Source organism: Dyella sedimenti, from assembly GCF_022760995.1.
GTDB lineage: Bacteria > Pseudomonadota > Gammaproteobacteria > Xanthomonadales > Rhodanobacteraceae > Dyella > Dyella sedimenti.
The window spans coordinates 22,907-47,202 of sequence record NZ_JAKWJO010000010.1 but is presented as its reverse complement, the minus strand read 5'-3'; the positions used below and the strand labels follow the sequence as shown (position 1 = coordinate 47,202).

Here is a 24,296-nt window from a genome sequence, read left to right as displayed (position 1 = left end):
GCGACGGCGGCATGCATCTCACCGCTCCGCCGGTTGTCGCGCACAGGGTGCGCTCCCACAGAAATGCCGAAGGCACCGGCTTCAGGCTTCGTCCGCGACGACGTTGCGCAACAGGCCGATGCGTTCGATCTCCACCTCGCAAACGTCGCCGGCCTTCATGTAGACCGGCGGCCGGCGCGCGTAGCCCACGCCCGAGGGCGTGCCCATCACGATCACGTCGCCGGCGGCCAGGGTGAGCGCCTCGCTCACGATCGCGATGGTCCGCGCCACGCCGAAGATCATGTCGCTGGTGGAGGCCCGCTGCATCACCTGGCCGTTGAGGCGCGTCTCCAGCATCAGGCCCGTGGCGCCCGGCGGCAGCTCGTCGGCCGTCACCACCCAGGGACCGAACGCGCCGGTGCCGTCGAAGTTCTTGCCCACCGTCCATTGCGGCGTGCGCAGCTGGTAGTCGCGGATCGAGCCGTCGTTGAACACGGTGTAGCCGAACACGTGGCCGAGCGCCTCCGCTTCGGCGATATGCCGTCCGCCACGGCCCAGGATCACCGCCAGTTCGCCCTCGTAGTCGAACGTGTCGGACACGCGCGGCCGCACCAGCGGTTGCCCATGGCCGACCAGGCTGGAAGCGAAGCGCGCGAACAGCGTGGGATAGTCCGGCGGCTTGAAGTCGAACTCGTGCGCGTGGTCGCGGTAATTCAGTCCCAGGCAGATGATCTTGCCCGGATGCGGGCAGGGCGGCAGCACCGTGACGGTGCCGGGATCGATCGGGTTGCCCGTGCGCAGTTCGCCGTAGACGCGCTCCCGCTCGCTTTCACCCAGCGCGGCCAAGGCGCCGATGTCGTCGGAGAACCAGGTCTCGTCCACCGCGCAGGCGCGCCAGCCGCCATCGGTGTGAAGGGCCAGGCCAGGCCGGCCCTCCCGCTCAAAGCGCAAGAATCGCATGTCGGCGCTCTCCAGAAAGACAGGCCGCCACTCTAGAACGTCGGCCCGGAGGCGTCACGGGTGCCCTTGTTCTTCGCTCTTTCTTGTCCCGCGCGCAGGCAGCGCCCGGCGCGGGCCACGCGGAGATCGTGAACAGGCTCTCAGCGCTGCTGGCACATCGCCGGCAGCAGGATCGCGCCGGCGGGCTGGCAATTCACCTTCGCGGCAGGCTCGGGCATGGGCAGGCTGGGCCGGTACGGCGGGTAGGACGGCGGCGCCACCGGCGCGTGGGTGCCGGTCTTTTCGGCGGCCAGGGCAAAGCCCGCCTTCGCCATGAAGCCCAGTGCGTCCCGCGATGCATGGACCAGCGGCGTCGGTCCGGCGGGCAAGGCCGGCAGACGCGTCCCGGCCGGGACCGCCCCGGGCAAGGCCACCTCGCCCATTCCCTGCGGGGCACCCAGCACGGGAGAGCGATAGGACGGCGCCGGACCGGCCTCCTCCGCCAACACCCCGGTGGACAACGACGCGGCCGCGGCCATCACTGCGGCCAGCATCCATGACGACGGACAGCGTTTCATCGATCGCTCCTCCTTGCGAGTGGCATCGGCATCGTAGGCGAATGCCGCTGAACACGGCACCGGGCCCGCGCCACGCCGCCGCATGGCCATCGCCGGCGCGGACGCCACCCGACATGGTGGCGGATGCCTTCACGCTGTGCTTATGCTGGGGTATGGGCAGGGCTCGCCACAGGCTTCCCGCCGCCATCAAGGAGCACAAGGCTTTGAGCACGTCCCCTCCGAACGGAAGCCTGGCCTGCGTCGGTATCGGCATCACGCTGGGCTCGCACATCACGCCGCTGGCGCGCAGCCATATCCAGACTGCCGAGGTGGTGTTCGCCGTGGTCTCCGACGGCATCGTGGAGCTGTGGCTCAAGGAGATGCATGCTGACGTGCGCAGCCTGCAGCCGCTTTATGCCGAGGGCAAGCGGCGCACGCAGACCTACCGCGAGATGGTGGAGGCCATCCTCGCCGAGGTGCGGGCCGGCAGGCGCGTATGCGCGGTGTTCTATGGCCATCCCGGCGTGTTCGCCTGGGCGCCGCACCGGGCGATCAAGCTGGCGCGCGAGGAGGGCTACCGCGCCCACATGGAGCCGGGCATTTCCTCCGAGGATTGCCTGTATGCCGATCTCGGCATCGATCCGGGCAGTGTCGGCTGCCAGCATTTCGATACCACCCAGTTCATGCTCTACAGGCGCACCGTCGATCCCAGCGCCTGGCTGATCCTGTGGCAGGTGGGCCTGGCCGGCGAGCACACGGGCCACCGCTTCGCCACCGGCGCGGCCCAGCGGCGGGTGCTGCTGGACGTGCTGGCGCGCGACTACCCGCCGGACCACGAGGCCATCGTGTACCGGGCCGCCATGCTGCCCGTGCAGGCGCCGCGCATGGAACGCCTGCCGCTGTCCCGGCTGCCTGAGATCGATCTCAATGGCGCCGACACCCTGGCCATACCGCCCGCGCGGGCGCTCCAGCCCGATGACGAGGTGCTGGCACGGCTGGCGGCGCTGGACCAGGCGGTTCCGGCATAGATATATATCCTTGAAAACAGGGTTATGATCGCCTTCTCCCAGCACTCCCCCGGGGAGAGGGGAACGGCAAGTCGGGGGGATGTCGTCTTTTCAGACCATCAGGGGAACAAGCCATGTCGAGCGTTATCGAATTCCTGGAACGAATGGGCGCGAACGCGCAGCTGCGTCACGCGTCGCAAGAAGAGATCGCGCAGGCGCTGGAGGCATCGCAGGTCGATGCGGTGGCGGAGGCCGCGATCATTGGCCGCGGCACGGCCGATCTCTACGCGCTGCTGGACCTCAAGCCCATGTTCCATACCCTCGAAAATCCCGGCCGCGAGGATGAGGAAGAAGAGGGCGAGGGCGAAGAAGACGACGAGGAAGAAAAGGACGCACTCGCCGCGCCCCGCGTCGGCGGCTACGCACTCACTTCCCCGGCTTGAGCCACTTCGTGTTCCGGCTTGGCAAAACGAGTCGGACATTCCTGGGGAGCATCATCGCTCTCACGGGCTTTTGCGTGGGCATGGCGGTGCAGGCCATGCCCACCGCCGATTCGCCGCAGCAACTGCTGCAGCACGCCTTCAACATCAAGACGTCGGATCACGACGAATTCCTGAAGGTTCTCACGCAGCTGCACCAACTGGAGGACAACCTTCCCCTGGACGAGCAATGGACGCTGCGCTATCTCGATGCCTGGCAGGCGGCCTTCGAGGGAAACGAGACGCAAGCCATTGCCGCCCTGCGCACCATCGCCGACCAGGCGCCCGTTCCGGCGCTGCGCCTGCGCGCCATGGCGACGATCGTCAATCTGTTCGGCTTTGCGCATCGCTATGAGGACGCCTTCGTCCAGCTGAACCGCCTTACCGAGCTGCTTCCCGAGGTAACCGACAAGGGTGCGCGCTATGCCGCCATGGGCGAGGCGGCACAATTCCTGATCCTCTCCCATCGCTACGAGCAGGCGGTGGAATACGCCGACCAGATGCTGCAGGACGTGCCTGAGGATAAAAACGCCTGCCATGCCATACGCTACAGGCTGCAGGCGCTTATTCGCAGCAATGCCCAGTTGACGCCCGCCCAGTTCCAGCAAGGCGTCGCCCTCTGCACGGACGGCAACGATTCGCTCTTCGCAAACGCCGTGCGCAGCGACATGGCGGCGTTCTACCTGCAAAAGGGGCACGCCTCCGAGGCCATCCGCTTGCTGGACGAGCACTACGCGGAAGTGCAGGGTTACAACTACCTACCTCTCATGCAGTACTTCAACGTTCTGCTGGCCGAGGGCTATTTCAGCCAGGGCAACCTGGCCAAGGCGCACAAGTTCGCCCTCGCCACCATTGAAGGAAAGGAAGACAACGCCTACAGCGAGCCCTTGAGCCGGGCTTATGGATTGCTGTACCGGATCGAGAGCCGGCTCGGCCATGACAACGAAGCGCTGGCCTACCATGAAAAATACATGGCCGCGGACAAGGGATACCTCAACGATGTCACGGCTGGCGCCCTGGCCTACGAAACCATCAAGCAGCAGGTACAGGCCAACAAGAACCAGGTCGACACGCTCAATCGCCAAAACCAGATCCTGCAGCTGCAACGACAGCTCGACCGCAAGGCGATGGAAACCAGCCGCCTCTACATCGCCCTGCTGCTGACCGTGCTCGCCTCCATCGCCTTCTGGCTGCTGCGCATCAAGCGTTCGCAGCTGCGCTTCAAGCGGCTGGCCACGCGCGACAGCCTCACCGGCATCCATAGCCGGCAGCATTTCGTGGACGAGGCCGAACTGGCCCTGCGCGCGGCGGCCAAGGCCGCCCGGCCCGCTTGCCTGCTGCTGTTCGACCTGGACCACTTCAAGGACGTCAACGACACCCACGGCCACGCCACCGGCGACCTCGTGCTCAAGCGCGCGGTTGCGGCCTGCCAGCAGCACCTGCACCGCCTGGACATCTTCGGCCGCCTCGGCGGCGAGGAATTCGCCATCCTGCTGCCCGATTGCACCGCCGCACTGGCGCTGCAGCGCGCGGAGCGCATCCGCCAGGCCATCGCCGCCACGCCGCTATGGGGCGAGACGCGGCATGTGGTCATCTCGGCCAGCTTCGGCATCGCCTCCACCGACCGCAGCGGCTACGAGCTGCGCCAGCTGGTGATCGATGCCGACAACGCGCTGTACCGGGCCAAGCGCGACGGCCGCAACCGCGTCGTCTACGAGGACGCCGACGGCAAGCCCGCCGGCGCGGCGACCCATGCCGGCCATGACCAGGCGCCGGAACGCGTGGCCGCGCTCTCCACCTATTCCGAATCCACGCACTGAAGCCGCCGGCATCGGGCCATTCGGCGCAATCCGGTGCCTCACCCGCGCGCACGGCCCAGGCTGGCCCCGATCAGGATCGGCATCGCCAGCAACACCAGCGGATACTGCAAGGCCAGGCCCGCGATGATGGCGATGGCCAGCGGCTGCTGGATGCCCGCGCCGGCACCGATGGCCAGGGCCAGCGGCAGCAAGGTCAGGATGGCGGCCAGCGTGGTCATGGTGATCGGCCGCAGGCGGTCGCGGCTGGCCGCGCGCAAGGCTTCCCGCGCCGGCATGCCGCGCGCCAGCACGACATAGTCGGAAACGTAGAAGATCGCCATCTCCGTGCCCATGCCGATGATCATGGTCATGCCCATCATGGCCGTGATGTTGAGATCCACCCCGCATGCCCACAGCGCGATGAATACCGCCGTCACCGAGAACAGCGAGCACCCCATCACGATCATGGCCAGTTTCGGCCGTCCATACAGGAACAGCAGCAGCACGAACTCGGCCGCCAGCGCGAGCAGGAACACCTTGCCCAGGCCCAGGAAGGCGATCTGCTGCTGCCGGTACAGGCCGCCCAGTTCGTAGCGCGTGTCCGCGCCCAGCATGCCGGGCCGCGTCAGCAGCTTCGTCACGTCGGCCACCGCCGCGCCCATGCCTCGCCCCTCGATGCGCGCGGTCACCGCCACCATCGGCTGCAGGTTCTCCCGCGAGATCTGCGGCTGGCCGTTCTCGGCGGCGACGGCCGCCACGCGGCCGAGCGGGAACAGGTGGCCGTCGGGCGCGCGGATCGGCAAGGCCAGCAGCTGGGGCAGGCGCCACTGCTGCGCATCCGGCATGCGCACGCGCACGCCTACGCTCTTGGTGGCCTGCGGCAGCTGCGTGGCCACCACGCCGGTGAGCGCATGGCTTACCGCCTGGGTGACCGCCTCGACCGTCATGCCTTCGAACATGGCCTTGTCCGCATCGACCCGCACATCGAGCGCGTCGCCGGCCAGCTGCACGCCATCCTTGATGTCCACCACGCCCGGGATGCCCGCCAGCGCCTTGGCGATCTTGCGTGCCTGCGGCACCAGCTCGTGCGGATCGGCGGCGTACAACTTGATTTCGATCGGCTGCGGTACGGCGGTGAGATCGCCGATCAGGTCCTCCATCAACTGGGCCAGCTCGACATCGACGCCGGGCACCTCGCGTGCCACCCGTGCGCGCACTTCGCTCATCACCGCTTCCGTGGAACGCGCATGGCCGGGCTTCAGGCGCACGAAGAAGTCCCCGTGGTAGGACTGGCCGAGATCGCCGCCCAGCCCGGTGCCCAGACGGCGCGAGAAAGTCGCCACCTCGGGCGTGGCATGCAGAATCGCCTCCACCTGGGCCACCTGCCGCGACGTCTCCGGCAGCGAGGTGCCAGGGCGGGTGTAGTAGTCCATCACGAAGCCACCCTCGTCCACGGAAGGCATGAAGCCAGTGGATACGTGCCGATAGGCGAGGCCGCCGAGCGCCAGCAACGGGATCGCCACCGCCAGCAGCCACACCGGACGCCGCGACAGGCCCTCGTAGAGACGCGCATGCAGGCGCGGCAGCCACCACTCGCGATCCGTGCCCGGATCGCGCCAGCGGCGGAAATCCACCAGCCACCGCAACAGCACCGGCACCAGCCAGGCGGTGGCCATCCAGGACACCGCCAGCGCGCCGGCCATGGTGATCGACAATGCCTTGGCGAACGCGCCGGTCACCCCGCCGAGCAGGCCCAGCGGCACGAACACGATCAGCGTGGCCAGGCTGGAGCCGGCGAGCGGCGGCAGGAACTCGTGCGCGGCTGGCAGCACCATGCCGGCGCCATCGGTCGCCGTGGCGCCGGCCCGGCGCGCTACGTGCTCCACCATCACGATCACGTCGTCGATCACCAGCCCCACCGCCGCCGCGATGCCGCCGAGCGTCATGATGTTGAAGCTCATGCCGGACACCTGCAACAGCAGCACCGTCACGGCCAGCGTGAGCGGCACCACCAGCACGGCGACCAGGGTGACGCGCAGACTGCGCAGGAACAGCAGCAGCACGGCTGCCGCCAGCAACAGGCCGATCAGCACCGCATCGCGCACGCTGCGGGCGGACGCCACCACCAGCTCGCTCTGGTCGTACCATGGCTTGAGCGTGACGCCCCTGGGCAGGCGGAATCCGGCGAGCCTGTCGCGCACCTGGTTGGCGACCTGCACCGCATTGCCGTCCGGCTGCTCGTAGACGTTGAACAGCACGGCGGGCCTGCCGTCCTCGCTCACCTTGGTCCATTGCGGCACGTAACCCTCGCGCACGCTGGCCACGTCGCCTACGCGCACCCAGCCATGCGGATCGCTTTTCACCACCACCTGGCGGATCGCCTCGATACGCGGCAGCGAGTGATCGGCCACCACCAGGTAGAGCTGGTTGCGATCCTGCACCCGCCCCACCGCCTGCAACTGGTTGGCGCCGGCCAGCGCGGCGGCCAGGTCGTCCATGCCCAGGCCATGCAGCGCGAGCTTGCGCGGGTCGGCCTCCACCTCGATCTCGGCGGTTTCGCCGCCCTGCACGTCCACTCGCGCCAGCCCTTCGACCGAAGCCAGCAGCGGCACGATCCGGTACTGCGCCAGGTCGCGCAACGCCACGGGCGACAAGCCATCGGACTGCAACGCATAGGAGAGGATCGGATACACCGTGGGATCCATGCGTCGCACGCCGTAGCCCGTGCCCGGCGGCAGGCCGGGCAGCGCACGCGCGATGGCCGCCTCCACCAGCAGAGTCGAGGCGGTCATGTCGCGGCCCCAGCCGAAATCGACCGAGACCTGCGCCGAGCCGCGCGTCGTCTCCGAACGCAGGCCGGCCACGCCGGGCACGGTGCGGATGGCCTCCTCCACCGGACGCGTCAGCAGCAGCGCGGTCTGGTCGGCGGGGCGGTCGCCGGCATCCAGGTCCACCACCACGCGCGGGAACGACACGTGCGGGAACAATCCCACCGGCAGGGCCCATGCGCCGGCCAGGCCCGCCAGCGCCAGGGCGAATGCCACCACCACGATGGCACGCGCGTGCCGGGCCAGGAATGGCGCCCCGCTCATGGCCGGTCTGCCGCCCCGGCGGCGCGCACCGCCATGCCGTCGTCGAGCTGGGAGGCGCCCTCGGTCACCAGCGGTCGATGGCTGTCCAGCGCGCCGGCGGCCACGCTCACGCGCTCCGACTCGCCCAGCACGCGCACCGGCACGCGCACCGCCTTGCCGTCGGCCAGCTGGAACACGTAGCGGCTGCCTTCGTCGCCTTGCACGGCATCGCGCGGCAGCAGCCAGCCCTGCCACTGGCCCACCACGATCTCGGCGCGAAAGCCTTCGCCGGCCAGCGGCGCGCCATCCGGCACCACTTCCACGTCGACCTGGTGCGTATGGGCATCGAGGACGCGCGCCACGCGCCGCACGGTGCCGCGCATCGCCGGACCGGCATCCAGCGGCGTCAGCTCGACCTCGGCGCCGGCCATCACGCGCGCCACCGACTCGCGCTCGATGCCCACCGTCACCACCAGGCCATCGCCGCGCTGCACCGACAGCAGCGGCGCACCGGACGCCAGCGCATCGCCCGGCGCGGCGTCGATGGCCGCCACGCTGCCATCGAAGGGCGCATCGACCTCCACCGTCGCCGCGCGTCCCTGCTGCCGCGCCAGCGCATCGAGATTGGACTGCGCATCGCGCAGCACCTTGCCGGCCTGGTCCAGCTGGTCGCGCGTCGCCAGTTGCTGCGCGTACAGCGCAGCCGCATGCGCGCGCTGCGCCACGGCCAGCGCCAGCGCCGAGGTCGCCTGTTGATAGGCCGCGACCGCCGAGGGCGCCAGCGCGAAGGTGAGCAGCCGCTGTCCACGCCTTACCGGGGCGCCCACGGCAACGTCCCAGTGCGCGACATGCCCTGCCGCCTGCACGTTCAACACCCGGAGTGCATCCTGGGACGGGCCGGCGGTGCCATAGGCGGTCACCCGCTCCGGCAGGCTGCCTTGCCTCGGCGGCACCGTCACCACGGCCGCGCTGACCGCGCCCTCCTCCGGCGCTTCCTGACGGGAGCAGGCCGCCAGCGCCCACAGGGCGAGCATGCAGGCAAGCCTTGGTGAACGGCACGTCATGGGGCGATCACATCCTGTTCCAGGGAAGTAGGCATGCCACGGCCCACCAGCAGCGCCAGGGCCGCCTGCCGTTCGAGCATCGCTTGCTCGATGGCGACCTGGGCCATGCGCCGGTTGAGCGCGGCCACGTCGAGATCGACGCTGCCGCGCCAATCCAGCAGACGCGATTGCGCGGCATGCGCGGCCCGTGCCGCGGTGCGCTCGGCGTCGTCGAGCGCGGGCGACAAGGCCTGCCGCTGCGCTTGCAACTGCAGGTACTGCGCCAGCAGCGCATCGATCTCGTCGTGGGAGGCGGCCAGGCGCGCGGCGTATTCATGGCGCAACTGGTCGCGGGTGGCGCTGGCGACGGCCACGCTGCCCTGGTGGTGATCGAAGATGGGCAGGGCGAAGGATACGGCGGGCCCGCCGTTGCGCACGCGGCTGTTGTCCTGCGATGCGTCGTAGCCGATGGCCAGCGGCGGGAACTGCGCCAGCACGGCGGCCCGCAGCGTCGCCTCCTGTGCCTGGTAGCCCAGCTGCAAGGCCACCAGGTCGGGGCGGCGCCGGCCGATGCCGGCGGCCTGCTCGCGGATGGATGCCGCATCCAGTTCGGGCGGCGCCGGCGAAGCCAGCGGTACGGCGGCTTCCGGCCGCAACCCCAGCAAGGCGTTGAGCTGTTGCCGCTGGTCGAGCTGGCGGCGCTGCAGCTCGTCCAGCGCGGCGCGCGCCTCGGCCGCTGCGGCGACATCCGGGGCGGCGGCCACGCGATCGACGTCGCCCACCGCGATGGCCCGGGCGAGGCGCGACTCGCGTTGCGCCAGCCGTTGCAGCACCTGTTGCTGCAGCTCGATCAGGCGCTGGCCCTCGACCAGCCCGATCACCAGCAGCCGCGCCTTGCCCAGTGTCTGCCACGACTCCCACAGCAGGCCGGCATCGATGGCGTCGGCGCTGCTCCTGGCCGCCTCGCGGCGCGGCCTGAGCGTGACGAGCGAGGTGATGTCCTGGCCGAGCGAGGCCGTCCACGCGGTGGCGTCGCCCGGACCGGACAACAGATAGCCCACGCTGCCGCCCACCACGGGATTGGCCACAACGCCGTCCTGCCGGCGCTGCGCCTGCGCCACCCGGCGGCGGTAGCGCGCATTGCGCAGGTCCGGGTCGTTGAGCAGCACCAGGCGCTCGACCGCGGGCATGTCGAGCGGCTGCGCGGCAGCGTCGTAGCCGCGCAGCTGTGCCAGCGATGACGCCGAACTCGCCTGCTCAGGCAGCGGCCGGGCCTGGTAGGTGGCGCAACCGGCCAGGCACGCGGCGACCAGCACGGCGACCGGCCGGCCGTGCGGCTTGGAGACCTGCCGTGTGGACAACGCTCGCACCTGCGACCCTTCGCGTTCGGAAAGCCCCACCCTAGCCGGCTTGCCTTAGCGTTGACTTTGGAAAGGCTCCGGACGAACCGGCCAGTCCATCGGGACATCGTCCGCATGGGAAAGGGGAAGGCATACCCGCACGCGCAGGCCGCGACCATGCGGCGAGTCCAGCAGCTCGATGGCGGCCCCATGCATCTGCGCCGCGCGTTGCACGATGGAGAGCCCCAGGCCATAGCCCTCTCCCCGGCTGCCCGCCTCGCGGTGGAAGCGCGCGAACACGGCGGCGCGACGCTCGGGCGGGATGCCCTCGCCATTGTCGACGACCTCGATCACGGCATCCCGGTGCTCCCTCGCTACGGACAACCGCACCTGGCCCCCCTGGGGGACATGGCGCAGGGCGTTCTCCAGCAGGTTGCGCAGCAGCGCGGCCAGCGCGACCTCGTGGCCGCGTACCAGCAGTTGCCCCGCGGCCAGCGCCACGTCCAGTTCCACGTCGCTGTCCGCGATCAGCGGCGACAGCTCCTCGATCACCGTGCGGGCCACCGCAAGCAGATCCAGTTCGACGCGCCGGTCCTCGCGCGAGCTAGCCTCCAGCCGCGCCAGCGAAAGCAGCTGTTCCACGCGCCGCGCCAGCGCGGCCAGGCTTTGCCGCGCGTCCGACAACGCCACGCCGGCTTCCCGAGTATCGCGGCTGGCCTCGGCGTTCTCCAGGTCGATCATGGTAGAGGCGAGCGGCGTGCGCAGCTCGTGCGCCACGTCGGCGCTGAAGCGGCGTTCGCGCTCCAGCGCATCCTCCAGTTGCGCCAATTGGCCGTTGAGCGCCGCCAACACCGGCTCCAGTTCGCGCGGGGCATCGTCGATCGCCAGCGCATCGCGGCTGCCCAGGCGGCGCGAGGACAGCATGGCGGCCAGCACATCCAGGGGCCGCAGCCCGCGTCGCACCGCCCAGCCCACCAGCAGGGCAAGCACGGGCAAGGCAATCAGGGGCGGCAATGCATGCTCCATCCACAGGGCACGCGTGATGTCGCGGCGGCTGTCGTAACGCTCAGCGGTACGCACGACCACGCCATCGGCGGTCGGAGGCAACGTGAACAGGCGCCAGCGATAGTGCGTCAGCCTCACGTCGCGGAAACCGGCATCGCCGGCGGCCGGCGGCGGCAGCCGGGCAAGGTTGCCGCTGACCAGCAGGGGCCGGCCATCCCGGTCGAATACCTGGAAGCCGACTTCGGATTCGTAGGTATGTCCATGCAGTACCAGCTCCTGCATCGACTTCGCCGTGATCGGCACCACCATGCCCGCCGCCGTGCCGTGCTGCTGCAAGGCAGGAAGGCCCAGGCCGTCGATCAGCGCCTGCAGGGTGCGCGCCGACTGCGCAAGCCGGCCGTCGGACAGCTCGGCCACCTCGTTGATGGTGCGCTTGAGACTGAACACGCCCAGCGGCAGCAGCACCAGCGCGATCACGCCCAGGATCAGCCAGCGCAGGCGGGACCGCAGGCTGGGCGCGCTCACTTCGGGTCCCGCGGGATCATGTAGCCGAAGCCGCGCACGTTGCGGATCGTCTCGTGGTCCAGCTTGCGCCGCAGCGAATGCACCAGCACTTCCAGCGCGTTGTTGCCGACCACGTGGTCCAGACCGTACAGCGAATTTTCCAGGCTCTCGCGGCGCACCAGCCGCCCGGCGTTCTCCATCAGCGCCTGCAGCAGGGCGAATTCACGGCGGGTGAGGTCTACCGTCCGGCCACGGAAAACCACCCTGGAAGTCCCCATGTCCAGGCTCAGCATGCCCACGTCGATGCGATTGGCGGCCAGGCCGCGCATGCGGCGGTTCAACGAGCGGATGCGCGCGGCCAGCTCCTCCACATGGAAGGGCTTGACCAGGTAGTCGTCGGCGCCGGCGTCTAGCCCGTCGACGCGCGAGGAGAGCCCGTCGCGCGCCGTCATCACCAGCACCGGCGTCTCCACGCCTGCCCGCCTGGCCTCCACCAGCACGTCGATGCCGTCGCGCCCCGGCAGGCCAAGGTCGAGCAGGACCAGGTCGGCGGTACGGTCGCGCATGGCCGCCAGGGCCGTGCGGCCGTCGCGCAGCCAGGACACCGTATAGCTCAGGCGCTGCAGCGCGCGCTGCAGCGCCTCGCCGAGGCGCACGTCGTCTTCGACCAGAAGGATATGCACGAACCGACAGCTCCCGTCGCCCATGGAATGGCCAGGGAATTATCGGCCAGGCGCCTTATGAAACGCTTAAGCGGCGCGGCGCCTCCTGCCGCCCCAGGGCCAAGGCCGGGTGGAACGCGCGCCGGCGCCCGCCAGGGGCTTGCGTGGGAAAACGCCAGCGCGGCGACGTCCCTGCCCCGAAGGGCGGCGGCTGGGGATTCCGTGGATATCGCGCGCCACGCAATATCATGCGCCCCCCCCCTGCGGACGTCCAGACGTCCATGACCGCGGACCGGCCACGCTGTCTCGCCGCTGTCATGAAAATTACGCAATAGCCGTCACACACTCCGCGGCTCTTGCCACAGGGGCCACCCATGAAGAAGAAGCTGCTCGCCGCGGGAATCCTTTTCGCACTCGCCCAACCCGCCACGGCGGCCTCGTTCACGGTAGGCACGGGACAAACCGTCACCGCCGGCCAGACGCTGGCCGCCGGCGACGCGGGCACGGTGAATGCGGGAGGCACCCTTTCCATCGGCAGCGACACGGTAGCCGTCACCGTCACCGGCAACAGCACGCTCGTCAACAACGGCACGATCATCCAGACCGGCACCGGCCGCGACATCCGCGACAACAGCGGCCACCTCACGCTGACCGTGACCAACAACGCCGGGGCCGTGATGCAAGCGGCCGACGGCGACGTGATCCAGATGAACAAGGGCAGCAGCAGCATCACCTTCAACAACTACGGCACGCTGACCTCGCTCAACGCCTCCAACGGCGGCTCGCAGGCGATCGATTTCAACGCGATCAGCTCCGGCAGCAACGTGCTCAACAACTACGCCACCGGCGTCATCCAGGCCAACGAGGCCGATGCCGTGCGCCCCGGCGTCGGCGGCTATGTCTACAACGACGGCCTGATCAAATCGACCAACAACCCGGGAAGCACCGACGGCAGCGACGGCATCGACGCGCAGTCCAACAGCAACATCACCATCGTCAATGCCAGCACGACCGCCTCCGGCACCATCGAGGGTGCCCGCCACGGCATTACCGGCGGCAATACGGATGGCGACGGCACCTATGCGATGTCGGTGACGAACAACCTCGGCGGCACCATCCAGGGCGACAACGGCGCCGGCATCAATATCGACGGCATCAACGGCAACGAGCTGGTCACCGTGGTCAACCACGGCACCATCACCGGCAACGGCGTGCAGGGCGACGGCGACGGCGTCGACGTGGACGGCCTGGTGAACCTCACCAACAGCGGCACCATCAAGTCCCTGCACGCCTACAACGACACCAGCGAAGGCGTCACGGTGGGCGGCGGCACCATCGTCAACTCCGGCACCATCGAAGGCGACAACGCGGCCACCAACGCCGACGGCACCGCCAACAGCGGCACCGGCCGCGGCATCACCCTGGCCGGCATCGACAAGGACCCCACCACCGGGACGGCGATTCCGGTGCAGGGCATCTACGGCAATACCAGCATCACCAACAGCGGCCTGATCCGCGGCCAGAGCGACTCGGCCATCGCGGTCACCGGCGCGGCGAACACCTTCATCGTCACCATCACCAACCTCGCCGGCGGCACGCTGGAAGGCGGCGGCAGCGCGGCGGCGGTCTACACCGGCGGCAACGACGCCACCATCGTCGACTACGGCACCATCACCGCCGACAGCAGCCACCTCGCGGTGGACCTGGGCAGCGGCAACAGCAGCCTGCAGATCCTGGGCGGCGCGGCGGCGATCAACGGCGACATCTCCGGCGGCACAGGCACCAGTACGCTCACCATCGTGCCGGGCGCCGGCAACGCCTTCACCTACGCGGGCAGCATCTCGCACTTCGCCAGCGTGGCCATCGGCAGCGGCACCACCACGCTCAACGGCGCCAGCAGCTACACCGGCGACACCACGCTCAGCGGCGGCACCCTGGTGCTGGGCAACAGCGGCGCGATCGGCAGCGGCCAGCTGCTGGCATCGGATGCGACGGTGGTCTATCGCAACGGCATCGCCCTCGCCAATGCGATCAGCCTGCAGGGCACCGCCACGCTGGAGGTGGACGGCAGCGACACGGCCACGCAGGCGGGCGCCATCGCCGGCGGCTACGGCATCGCCAAGACCGGCAGCGGCACGCTGGTGCTCGACGGCAACAATGTGTTCACCGGCACCGCCACGATCAATGCCGGCACGTTGGAAGTGGGTGATGCGCAATCGCCCTCGGCCACCCTGGGCGGCAACGTGCAGGTGGCGGCGGGCGGCATGCTGCGCGGCCACGGCAGTATTGGCGGCAACGTCACCAACGCCGGTACGGTGTGGCCGGGCGCGTCGATCGGCACGCTCACCATCCAGGGCAACTACACGCAGACCGCGAGCGGCACGCTCAACATCGACGCCACGCCGGACGGCCAGTCCAGCCGCCTCGCCGTCGCGGGCAAGGCCAACCTCGCCGGCGGCGCCGTGGTGCTCGCCCAGGCCGGCAACTGGGCACCGCGCACCGACTACACCATCCTCACCGCCAGCCAGGGCATCAGCGGCCAGTTCGCCTCGGCCAGTTCGAGCCTCGCCTTCCTCACGCCCATGCTGGCGTACGGCAACAATGCGGTAACGCTGTCGCTGGAACGCAACGACGTCAGTTTCGCCAGCGTGGCGCAGACCGCCAACCAGCGCGCCACCGCCGCCGCGGTGGAAAGCCTGGGCTGGAACAGCGCGGTCTACAACGCCGTGGTGACGGCCGAAGCCGGCGAGGCCCGCCGCGCCTTCGACCAGCTTTCCGGCCAGGGCTATGCGAGCACGCGCACCGCCCTGCTCGACGACAGCCGCTACGTGCGCGAGGCCATCAACGGCCACCTGCTGGGCGTGAACAACGGCGCCAATGGCCTCAGCGCCACTAGCGAGGGCGGCGTCACCGCGTGGACCGCCGGCTGGGGCCACTGGGGCGACCACGACGGCGATGGCAACGCCTCGCGCCTCACTGCCGACGGCAGCGGCCTGCTGGTGGGCGCCGACCTGCCGGTGGGCTCGCTGGCACGCCTGGGCGCCGTGGTCGGCTACGGCCAGAGCAGCACCGGCGTCGATGCGCTGGGCTCGTCCTCCCACGCCACCGGCACCCACCTGGGCGTGTACGGCGACGTGGCATCGGGCGGCTGGCAGCTGCGCGGCGCGCTCGCCTATACCTGGCAGACGGTGGACAGCCATCGCGGCGTCGCCTTCAACGGCTTCCAGGGCCGCTACGACAGCGAGTACGACGCCAACACCGCGCAGGCTTACCTGGACGGCAGCTATGCGTTCGCGCTGGGCGCCAGCACGCTGTCGCCCTTCCTGGACGTGGCGCACGTGCGCCTGCATACCGACGCGGCCAGCGAGAGCGGTGGACCGGCCGCGCTGGATGCCGGCGCGCAGGACGACTCGGCCACCTACGCCACGCTGGGCCTGCGCGGCGTGTTCGCGCTGGACGCCAGCGGTGGCCTGCGCGCCCACCTCGGGCTGGGCTGGCAGCATGCCTGGGGCGACACCGCCACCAGCAGCACGCTGCGCTTCCAGGCCGGCGGCACGGCCTTCACCGTCGATGGCGTGCCGGTAGCGCACAATGCGGCCGCGTTCGATGCGGGCTTGAGCTTCGCGCTGTCGCGCAGCGTGGCGGTGGATGCGAGCTACCAGGGTCAGTACGCCAGCCATGCCTCCGACCAGGCCGCCCGCGTGAGCCTGACCTGGGCCTTCTAGGCCATTCCGGCGCCGGCCGTCTCAAGGATTGAGACGGCCGGCGGGTGCAATGCCGTTCCCGGACGGAGCGCACCCATGAATGCCTTGCCCAATCCCCTGGCCCAGCGTGAGTGGCAGCGCGACGACGGCCAAGCCGTCGCCGCGGCGGGCGGCGACCAGCTTGCCCGGCGGCTGGCCAGGCGCTATGGCGACCGCATCACCGGCGCCTTCGTGCTACCCGGCAGGGAAGGCCGCTACGCCCCATTGCCCGGCGACATGCCGCCCGCGCTGGCGCAGGCACTGCGCTGCCGCGGCATCGAACAGCTCTACGATCACCAGGCCCGTGCCTGGGAGGCCACCGCGGCGGGCGAGCACGTGGTGATCGCCACGCCCACCGCGTCGGGCAAGTCGCTGTGCTACACGCTGCCGGTGATCAGCGCGGCGATCCGCCAGCGGGCCAAGGCGCTGTACCTGTTTCCCACCAAGGCGCTGGCGCAGGACCAGGTGGCGGAACTGCTGGAACTGAACCAGGCCGGCCAACTGGGCGTGAAGGCCTTTACCTTCGACGGCGATACGCCGGGCGACGCGCGCCAGGCCATCCGCCTGCACGGCGACATCGTGGTGAGCAACCCGGACATGCTGCACCAGGCGATCCTGCCGCATCACACCAAATGGGCGCAGTTCTTCGAGAACTTGGCGTTCGTGGTGATCGACGAGGTGCACACCTATCGCGGTGTGTTCGGCTCGCACGTGGCCAACGTGCTGCGGCGGCTGCAGCGGGTATGCGCGTTCTATGGCGTGTCGCCGCAGTTCATCCTGTGCTCGGCTACCATCGGCAACCCGGCCGAGCATGCTTCCGCGCTGATCGAGCAGCCGGTCACCGCCATCACCGACAGCGGCGCGCCGATGGGCGAGAAGCACGTGCTGCTGTGGAACCCGCCGGTGGTGAATCCCGACCTGGGCTTGCGCGCGTCGGCGCGCTCGCAGTCCAACCGCATCGCGCGCACCGCGATCCGCGCGGGGCTCAAGACCCTGGTGTTCGCGCAGTCGCGGCTTATGGTGGAAGTGCTCACCAAGTACCTCAAGGACGTGTTCGACAGCGATCCGCGCAAGCCGCCGCGCATCCGCGCCTATCGCGGCGGCTACCTGCCGACCGAACGCCGCGCCGCCGAACGCGAGATGCGCGCCGGCCAGGTGGATGGCATCGTCAGCACCTCGGCGCTGGAACTGGGCGTGGATATCGGCGCGCTGGACGTGGTGGTGCTCAACGGCTATCCCGGCAGCGTGGCGGCGACCTGGCAGCGCTTCGGCCGCGCGGGACGCCGCCAACAGGCCTCGCTGGGCGTGCTGGTGGCCAGCAGCGACCCGCTCGACCAGTACCTGGTGCGCCATCCCGAATTCTTCCAGGGCGCATCGCCGGAACATGCGCGCATCGCGCCCGACCAGCCATTGATCCTGCTCGACCATATCCGCTGCGCCGCCTTCGAGTTGCCCTTCGACGACGGCGGGCTGTTCGGCCCGCAGGACGCCACGCCGTGGCTGCGGGTGCTGGCCGAGGAAGGCGTGCTGCACCAGGAAAACAGCCGTTTCGAATGGATCGCCGACAGCTACCCGGCCAACGCGGTGTCGCTGCGCTCGGTGGCCGACGGCAACTTCGTGGTGGTGGACCGCACCGGCGGGCGGCAGACCATCGTGGCCGAGGTCGACTTCAGCGCCGCCGCGCTCACCCTGTACGAAGGCGCGATCCACATGGTGCAGTCCGCGCCCTACCAGGTGGAGAAGCTGGACTGGGACGGGCGCAAGGCGTACGTCACGCGCACGCAGGTGGACTACTACACCGACGCCATCGACTACACCCGGCTCAAGGTGCTGGAAGCCTTCGACGGCTCGCCGGCCGGTGCCGGCAGCGCCCACCACGGCGAGGTGCACGTGGCGCGCCGCGTGGCCGGCTACAAGAAGATCCGCTACTACACGCACGAGAACATCGGCTACGGCCCGGTGAACCTGCCCGACCTGGAGCTGCACACCACCGCCGTGTGGTGGCAGTTGCCGCAGCGCGCGCTGGAGCAGGCCTTCGACCATCGCCAGCAGGCGCTCGACGGCTTCCTCGCCGCCGCGCATGCGCTGCACATCGTCGCCACCGTGGCGGTGATGGCCGAGGCGCGCGACCTGCAGAAGGCCGTGGGCAGCGGCGATGGCGCCTGGTTCGCCACGCCCGACGCGAACGGACGCGCACAGTTGCGTTCGGGCATGAGTGACGCGGATGCCATTGCGCATGGTCCGTTCATTCCCACGCTCTACCTCTACGACGCCTTCCCCGGCGGCGTCGGGCTCAGCGCGCCGCTGTACGAGCGCCGCGAGGACCTGGTACGGCTCGCCCGCGAACTGGTGCAGCGCTGCGATTGCCGGCACGGCTGCCCAGCCTGCGTGGGTCCCGTGCTCGCCGCCGACGAGCGAGGCGAGCACTCGCTGAAGTCGCTCGCCACGCGCGTGCTCGACCTCATCGCGGCGCTGTGAACGCGCTGGCCGACAAGCTGCGCGGCCTGCGTCGCCAGGCCGGCGTCACCGTGGCGGCGCCCGCGCGGCGCCCCGAGCCGCTGGCGGACAACCTGCGCGCCCTGCTCGGCGTGCGCCAGCGCGCCACCCATCCGACGCAACGCAAGGCGATGGAGCCCGCCGCCCTGCCCGGCCACTGCATCGCCCCCGGCCTGCAGCTGAGCGAAAGCCTGGGCGACTGGCCGCCGATGCCCGCCGCGTTCGACGCCGGCTTCGCCCGCGTCGCCGGCACCATCGCGCCCGAGCGCCTGCTGCTGTTCGACACCGAAACCACCGGACTGGCCGGCGGCACCGGCACGCGCGCCTTCATGATCGGCGTCGCCGACTGGCACGGCGGCCGGTTCCGCGAACGCCAGCTGCTGATCACCACCCTGGCCGGCGAAGCGGCCATGCTCGACTGCTTCGCCGCCTGGCTGCGGCCGGACAGCGTGCTGGTCAGCTACAACGGCAAGTCCTACGACGCGCCCCTGCTCAAGACGCGCTTCCGCCTGCACCAGCGCGCCTGTCCGCTCGACGGATTGGCGCATATCGACCTGCTGCACCCGGTGCGCCGCCGCTGGCGCGGCGTGTGGGAGAACTGCCGCCTCGCCACCGCCGAGCGCCAGTTGCTGCGCGTGGTGCGCGAGGACGACCTGCCCGGCTCGGAAGCGCCCGCCGCCTGGCTCGGCTACCTGCGCGGCGGCGCCAGCGGCCCCTTGCACCGCGTGGCCCGCCACAACAGCCAGGACCTGCGCAGCCTGGGCGGCATCCTGTGTCATTTCGCGCAAGGAGCCGAGGCCTGAGAGCCTGTTCACGATCTCCCCGTGGCCCGCGCCGGGAGCTGTTTGCACGCAGGACAAGGAAGAGCGAGGGAGTGTACGTCCGTACACGACCGAGCGATGACGCCGGCCTGGGGGCAAACAGACCCGGCCCGGAGGGTTGCGCCGGTGTGCCCGCCAGGAAGCCGCGCGCGGCTCGACCTGACCGCCAGTCAGGCGCTTCGCCACGCTCGATTCCCTGGCGGGCACACCGGCTCAACGCGGGCTACGGGGAGATCGTGAACAGGCTCTGAGAACCGCCGCCCTTTCGCCGCGACTGACGCACTTGATCGAAGGTTCGCTATCGCGCGAAAAGTCGCAGTGCGTCAAGAACGGGCCGGCTGCCCTTCGAACCCATTGAAGGCCCAGCGCAGCCCAAGCAATAGCAGTCCCGGCGCAAGCAGCCCCGCCATCGTAAGCCCCAGCGTCGTGGCCTCCCAGCCATAGGACGATGCGAACAGGTAGGTCCGGATTCCAAGGTAGGCAAGCCACACCAGCCAGAACACCAGGTACAACCTGGTCAACCCGCGTTTCCAGTTCATCGGCGATCTCCCTTTCTCGTCAATGTTGCCCCGCACCAAAACATCCGATGGATTCCAACCCAGGCAGATGCTCCCCGATATGTAGCATGACGGCCGCATGATTGTCGTCGCAAGCCGCCGGCATAAGCAGCCATCAACGAGCGGTGTGGCCAGCCGATGCAAGCCCGAGGGCCGCCGCGACCACGTCGGTATATTTCAGGCCGGCTCCCGTGTTGAACAGGACCACTCGGTCCGAGGCGCTGAGCACGCCCGATGCCAGCAGCTGATCGTAGGCGGCCGTGGCCGCCGCGCCCTCCGGCGAGAGGAAGATGCCCTCGTTCGCGGCCCAGTCGCGCAGCGAGGCGAAGATGGCCTCGTCGGATACGGCCACGGCCTGGCCACCGGAAGCGCGCAGGATGTCCAGGATGATGTAGTCGCCATAGGCCTTGGGCACGCGCAGGCCCGAGGCCGCGGTGGCCGGGTCCTGCCACATCCGGCTGGCGCTGGCGCCTTCCTCGAAGGCCTGCACCACCGGCGCGCAGCCGGACGACTGGATGGCGAACATGCGCGGCCGCTTGCCGGGCCTCACCCAGCCCAGTCGCTCCAGTTCCTCGAACGCCTTCCACATGCCGATAAGGCCCACGCCGCCGCCGGTGGGATAGAACACCGCGTCGGGATATTCCCAGCCGAGCTGCTCGACCAGTTCGTAGCCCATGGTCTTCTTGCCCTCGACGCGGAAGGGCTCCTTCAGCGTGGAAATGTCGAACCAGCCCTCGGCCTGCTTGCGTTCGCCCACGATGCGCGCGCAATCGGAAATGACGCCATCGACCAGGGTGACCTTGGCGCCATAGGCTGCGGCTTCCACCGCATTGGCCAGCGGCACGTCGCGCGGCATGAAGATATGCGCCTCGATATCCGCGGCCGCGGCATAGGCGGCCAGCGCGCCAGCGGCATTGCCCGCCGAGGGGATCGCCAGCTTGCGCAGGCCGTAATGCCTGGCCATGGTCACGGCCAGCGCCAAGCCGCGCGCCTTGAAGGAGCCGGTGGGATTGGCGCCCTCCTCCTTCAGGAAAACGCCGCCGTGCCGCTTGCTGCGCAGCATCGGCGTCCAGCCCTCGCCCAGCGTCACCGGCGCCACCTCGGGAAGCACCGCGCGATAGCGCCACATGCCGCTCCATGGCGAGGAGGCGTCCTCGCCGACGACCTCCCGCGGCGAACTGCCGTGCAGGTGGGCGAGGTCGTACCTCACATAGAGCGCGCCGGCGGGCTGGTCCGTGCATTGTGTGCAGAGCGTTTGCGGCACGTCGGCCGGCAGGCGCGCATGGCAGCGGGAACATTCAAGATAGGCAATGGCAGGCATGGGACCTCGACAGGTACGTAACGATGGAAGGAAAGAAGAGCGTCATGGATGGCCGTCCCCAGGCACCTGCCCGGCGCGCCGCTCCCAGGAAGCGACCACGGTGGCGGCCACGGCATTGCCCACGATGTTGGTGGCCGAACGCCCCATGTCGAGTACGTGGTCGACCGCCAGCACCAGCGCCAGGCCGGCATCCGGCAAATGGAAATCATGCAGCGTCACCGCCAGCACCGCGATGGCGGCGCGCGGAACGCCGGCCAGGCCCTTGGTGGTCACCAGCAGCATGCCGAACAGCGACAGCTGCTGCGCCCACGTCAGCTCGATGCCGTAGGCCTGCGCGATGAACAGGACGGCAAACGTGCAATACATCATCGCCCCGTCCAGGTTGAAGGAATAACCCAGCGGCAGCACGAAGCTCGCGATACGGCGAGGAATGCCGAATGCCACCAACTCCTCGAGCAGGCGCGGATAGGCCGCCTCCGACGATGACGTGGCGAACGCCAACCACACGGTTTGCCGGATGCCGGCAAGCAGGCGCAGGCCGCGCAGCCCGACGACGATCGCCAGCGCCCCGGCCAGCAATGCCCACAGGATGCCCAGCGAAAGATAAAACCCCGCCACGAAGCGCGCATAGGTTCCCACGATGCCCATGCCATGCACGCTTATCGCGCTGGCCAAGGCGGCGAAGATCGCCAGTGGCGCGAACCGCATGACATAGTCCGTCACCCTGAACATGACGGCGGACAGCTGCTCCACCAATTCCACGAACCGCTGCGCCCGTTCCTTGAGCGACGCCATCGCCGTGCCCATGAACAGCGAAAACACCACCACCTGCAGGATCTCGTTGCCGGCCATCGCCTCGGCGATGGAACGCGGTATCAGGTGCGCCACGAAACCGGCCAGCGAGAATCCCGACGCATCGGCGCTTCCAGGCATGGTTGTCGGCAACGACGGCGCCTGGATATGCAACGCCGCTCCCGGCTGCAGCCAATGCGCCATGCCCAGGCCGACCGCCAGCGAAACGCACGAAGCGCCAAGAAACCACGCCAGGGCCTTGAAACCGATACGCCCGACGTCGCCCGCGCCGCCCATGCGCGCGACGGCCGAGGTGAGCGAGGCGAACACCAGCGGCGCGATAATCATGCGGATCAGGCGCAGGAACGCATCGGTGACGACCGACAGGCCCGCCGCGACGGCGGCCGCCTGCGGCGGCGCAAGGAACCGATGGCACAGCCATCCGGCGGCGACGCCAAGCAGCGTGGCCGCGACCAGGAACGCCGCGAACACATGCTGCCCGACCCCACGCCATGACCACGCCCTATGGTTACTCAATGCACGACATCCCACCTGGTGTCGCCCGAGAGTACCTTATTCAGCCATCTGGATGGCCAATCAAAATCATGCGGCCAGTGCATATAACCAGGCGTTCTGGCGATATACATCCTTCTTATATACAAGACTCGATCGTATGACGCTCCGGTTTTGGCTTGTCAGATGCCTTGGACCGATGGCTGGAACGGTGCACAACCAGTGCCCTTGTCCGGGGCGTTCGCCAGATAGTCGAGCGAAAGCATCACTTGCTCTCGTCCCGCGGCCTTCAGGGCATCCTGGACATAGGGACTGGCCCGTAGCGCCATGGCGGCGCTCCTGGTCGTCGCCCGGTTGCCCTCGTTCATCGCGCAATACGCGCTGGCCGCGAGCAGGCTTTGCACACCGGCGGCCCTCACGTCGTAGTCCACGATCTCTTGCACGGTCCGTGCGCGGCCGAGCCCCATGTTCGCCAGATGAGCGGCCGTTGCCGCATAGTCCCGGGCAACGACACCCGCAGGTCCATCCAGCACGACGAAGTGGTATCGGTAGTAGGGAATGAAGGTACCGAGAAAACCGGCGATGGCTCCCATGAGCAGACCCGTCACGAAGACCAGGACCAACACGAGCTTTCGCTGTTGCCTAGGCATTGCTCCCCCTGTGGATCAGTCTGCTACATCATTCTTTGACCGAATCAGCCGTACCTGTCCGCCAATGCATCCGTGGCGCTCACCAGCACGTCGACGATGGCCGGATCGGCGGCGCTATGGCCCGCCAGCACGATGCGCAGACGTGCCTCGGGCCAAGCCTGGCCCAGGTCGTGGGCACTTTTCACCGGACAGATGATGTCGTAGCGGCCATGCACGATGGTGGCCGGGATATGCCGGATGCGACCGATGTCGCGCAACAGCTGGCCGGGTTCCAGGAACACGGCGTGGCGGAAATAGTGGGCCTCGGCGCGCGCCACGTTGATCGCCACCTGCGGGTCGCCGAAGCTGCCCGGCTCGTCCGGGTCATGGACCAGCGCAGTGCTGCCGCCCTCCCAGTTTCCCCAGGCCATGGCGGCGGCCAGGCGCACCGCCTCGTCGTCGCTGTCCAGGCGGCGCCAGTAGGCTTCCACCATGTTGCCGCGCTCGGGCTCGGGAATATGCGCGAGATAGCGCGCCCAGCGCTCGGGAAAGATCCACGAAGCGCCGCCATCACATTCATTGAACCAGCGCAGTTCGCCAGGCCGTCCCAGGAAGATGCCGCGCAACACCAGTCCGAGCGCCCGCTCGGGATGCGCCTGCGCATAGGCCAGCGCCAGCGTCGAGCCCCACGAACCGCCGAACACCACCCAGCGCTCGATGCCCAGGTACTCGCGGATGGCCTCGATATCGGCCACCAGGTGCCAGGTCGTGTTGTGGCGCAGCTCCGCCGGGGGCGTGGACTTGCCGGCGCCGCGCTGGTCGAACAGCACGATGCGGTAGCGCGCCGGATCGAAGAAGCGGCGGTGGTAGGGCGACAGTCCCGCGCCCGGCCCGCCATGCAGGAACACCACCGGCAGCCCTTGCGGATTGCCGCATTCTTCCACGTACAGCTCGTGGATATCGTCCACCGCCAGGCGCAGCGTGCGATAGGGTTCGATCTCCGGATACAGCTCGCGCACCATGCGGCTCCCTCAAGGCA

Annotated in this window: 18 protein-coding genes; 6 read left to right on the top strand and 12 right to left on the bottom strand. The window is 69.2% G+C overall.

Annotated features, from left to right (window positions below):
* Positions 1-81: 81 nt before the first annotated feature.
* Positions 82-939: a fumarylacetoacetate hydrolase family protein gene (locus tag MJ605_RS17460; protein WP_243042820.1), complete on the bottom strand. Its 858-nt coding sequence runs from the start codon at positions 937-939 to the stop codon at positions 82-84.
* 140 nt (positions 940-1,079) lie between these two features.
* Positions 1,080-1,496 carry a hypothetical protein gene (locus tag MJ605_RS17455; RefSeq protein WP_243042819.1) on the bottom strand — a complete coding sequence of 139 codons (417 nt, stop codon included), beginning with the start codon at positions 1,494-1,496 and terminating at the stop codon, positions 1,080-1,082.
* Positions 1,497-1,699: 203 nt separating this feature from the next.
* Between MJ605_RS17455 and MJ605_RS17450 the strand changes: the two genes are divergently transcribed.
* From MJ605_RS17450 to MJ605_RS17440, 3 genes are all read left to right on the top strand, one after another.
* Entirely contained in the window at positions 1,700-2,503 is an 804-nt protein-coding gene (locus MJ605_RS17450; protein WP_243042818.1) for an SAM-dependent methyltransferase, read from the top strand.
* A gap of 113 nt (positions 2,504-2,616) precedes the next feature.
* Complete coding sequence (locus tag MJ605_RS17445) at positions 2,617-2,925, top strand: hypothetical protein (RefSeq protein ID WP_243042817.1); 309 nt, start codon at positions 2,617-2,619, stop codon at positions 2,923-2,925.
* Between the two features lie 95 nt (positions 2,926-3,020).
* Complete coding sequence (locus tag MJ605_RS17440) at positions 3,021-4,781, top strand: tetratricopeptide repeat-containing diguanylate cyclase (protein WP_243042816.1); 1,761 nt, start codon at positions 3,021-3,023, stop codon at positions 4,779-4,781.
* A gap of 38 nt (positions 4,782-4,819) precedes the next feature.
* On the opposite strand, the gene MJ605_RS17435 is transcribed toward MJ605_RS17440, so the two are convergent.
* Genes MJ605_RS17435 through MJ605_RS17415 form a run of 5 tightly spaced genes read right to left on the bottom strand, consistent with a single transcriptional unit; the run spans position 4,820 to position 12,406 of the window.
* Positions 4,820-7,852, bottom strand: a complete 3,033-nt coding sequence (locus tag MJ605_RS17435; RefSeq protein ID WP_243042815.1) for an efflux RND transporter permease subunit — start codon at positions 7,850-7,852, stop codon at positions 4,820-4,822.
* Positions 7,849-8,865, bottom strand: a complete 1,017-nt coding sequence (locus MJ605_RS17430; protein ID WP_243042814.1) for an efflux RND transporter periplasmic adaptor subunit — start codon at positions 8,863-8,865, stop codon at positions 7,849-7,851. The genes MJ605_RS17435 and MJ605_RS17430 overlap by 4 nt, the downstream gene beginning before the upstream one ends.
* A gap of 26 nt (positions 8,866-8,891) precedes the next feature.
* On the bottom strand, positions 8,892-10,235 hold the full coding sequence (locus MJ605_RS17425; protein WP_243042813.1) for a TolC family protein: 1,344 nt from the start codon (positions 10,233-10,235) through the stop codon (positions 8,892-8,894).
* 54 nt (positions 10,236-10,289) lie between these two features.
* A complete protein-coding gene (locus tag MJ605_RS17420) occupies positions 10,290-11,744 on the bottom strand; it encodes an ATP-binding protein (protein WP_243042812.1) in 1,455 nt (484 codons plus the stop codon).
* Positions 11,741-12,406 (bottom strand): response regulator, encoded by a 666-nt coding sequence (locus MJ605_RS17415; RefSeq protein WP_243042811.1) that lies wholly within the window; start codon positions 12,404-12,406, stop codon positions 11,741-11,743. Before MJ605_RS17415 ends, MJ605_RS17420 begins: the two co-directional genes overlap by 4 nt.
* A gap of 353 nt (positions 12,407-12,759) precedes the next feature.
* On the opposite strand from MJ605_RS17415, the gene MJ605_RS17410 reads away from it, so the two are divergent.
* From MJ605_RS17410 to MJ605_RS17400, 3 genes are all read left to right on the top strand, one after another.
* Positions 12,760-16,110, top strand: a complete 3,351-nt coding sequence (locus MJ605_RS17410; RefSeq protein ID WP_243042810.1) for an autotransporter outer membrane beta-barrel domain-containing protein — start codon at positions 12,760-12,762, stop codon at positions 16,108-16,110.
* Positions 16,111-16,185: 75 nt separating this feature from the next.
* Positions 16,186-18,606 (top strand): DEAD/DEAH box helicase, encoded by a 2,421-nt coding sequence (locus MJ605_RS17405; protein WP_243042809.1) that lies wholly within the window; start codon positions 16,186-16,188, stop codon positions 18,604-18,606.
* On the top strand, positions 18,603-19,427 hold the full coding sequence (locus MJ605_RS17400; RefSeq protein ID WP_243042808.1) for a ribonuclease H-like domain-containing protein: 825 nt from the start codon (positions 18,603-18,605) through the stop codon (positions 19,425-19,427). The genes MJ605_RS17405 and MJ605_RS17400 overlap by 4 nt, the downstream gene beginning before the upstream one ends.
* 341 nt (positions 19,428-19,768) lie before the next feature.
* On the opposite strand, the gene MJ605_RS17395 is transcribed toward MJ605_RS17400, so the two are convergent.
* The 5 genes from MJ605_RS17395 to pip form a co-directional block, all read right to left on the bottom strand.
* The gene (locus tag MJ605_RS17395) at positions 19,769-19,984 is read right to left on the bottom strand and encodes a hypothetical protein (RefSeq protein ID WP_243042807.1); all 216 of its coding nucleotides are present in this window, start codon (positions 19,982-19,984) and stop codon (positions 19,769-19,771) included.
* A gap of 133 nt (positions 19,985-20,117) precedes the next feature.
* Positions 20,118-21,323, bottom strand: coding sequence for a threonine synthase (locus MJ605_RS17390; RefSeq protein ID WP_243042806.1), 1,206 nt, complete (start codon positions 21,321-21,323; stop codon positions 20,118-20,120).
* 42 nt (positions 21,324-21,365) lie between these two features.
* Positions 21,366-22,652, bottom strand: a complete 1,287-nt coding sequence (locus MJ605_RS17385) for a dicarboxylate/amino acid:cation symporter (protein WP_243042805.1) — start codon at positions 22,650-22,652, stop codon at positions 21,366-21,368.
* A 158-nt stretch (positions 22,653-22,810) separates the two neighbouring features.
* Positions 22,811-23,254, bottom strand: coding sequence for a hypothetical protein (locus tag MJ605_RS17380; protein ID WP_243042804.1), 444 nt, complete (start codon positions 23,252-23,254; stop codon positions 22,811-22,813).
* A 68-nt stretch (positions 23,255-23,322) separates the two neighbouring features.
* Positions 23,323-24,276 carry a prolyl aminopeptidase gene (gene pip / locus MJ605_RS17375; protein ID WP_243042904.1) on the bottom strand — a complete coding sequence of 318 codons (954 nt, stop codon included), beginning with the start codon at positions 24,274-24,276 and terminating at the stop codon, positions 23,323-23,325.
* Positions 24,277-24,296 lie beyond the last annotated feature (20 nt).

What these genes read in the sequence shown, in the direction of transcription:
- MJ605_RS17435 (WP_243042815.1), bottom strand. Translation starts at nt 7,852, where the DNA reads ATGAGCGGGGCGCCATTCCTGGCCCGGCACGCGCGTGCCATCGTGGTG.
- MJ605_RS17430 (WP_243042814.1), bottom strand. Translation starts at nt 8,865, where the DNA reads ATGCTCGCCCTGTGGGCGCTGGCGGCCTGCTCCCGTCAGGAAGCGCCG.
- MJ605_RS17440 (WP_243042816.1), top strand. Translation starts at nt 3,021, where the DNA reads ATGCCCACCGCCGATTCGCCGCAGCAACTGCTGCAGCACGCCTTCAAC.
- MJ605_RS17390 (WP_243042806.1), bottom strand. Translation starts at nt 21,323, where the DNA reads ATGCCTGCCATTGCCTATCTTGAATGTTCCCGCTGCCATGCGCGCCTG.
- MJ605_RS17405 (WP_243042809.1), top strand. Translation starts at nt 16,186, where the DNA reads ATGAATGCCTTGCCCAATCCCCTGGCCCAGCGTGAGTGGCAGCGCGAC.
- MJ605_RS17410 (WP_243042810.1), top strand. Translation starts at nt 12,760, where the DNA reads ATGAAGAAGAAGCTGCTCGCCGCGGGAATCCTTTTCGCACTCGCCCAA.
- MJ605_RS17460 (WP_243042820.1), bottom strand. Translation starts at nt 939, where the DNA reads ATGCGATTCTTGCGCTTTGAGCGGGAGGGCCGGCCTGGCCTGGCCCTT.
- MJ605_RS17455 (WP_243042819.1), bottom strand. Translation starts at nt 1,496, where the DNA reads ATGAAACGCTGTCCGTCGTCATGGATGCTGGCCGCAGTGATGGCCGCG.
- MJ605_RS17445 (WP_243042817.1), top strand. Translation starts at nt 2,617, where the DNA reads ATGTCGAGCGTTATCGAATTCCTGGAACGAATGGGCGCGAACGCGCAG.
- MJ605_RS17395 (WP_243042807.1), bottom strand. Translation starts at nt 19,984, where the DNA reads ATGAACTGGAAACGCGGGTTGACCAGGTTGTACCTGGTGTTCTGGCTG.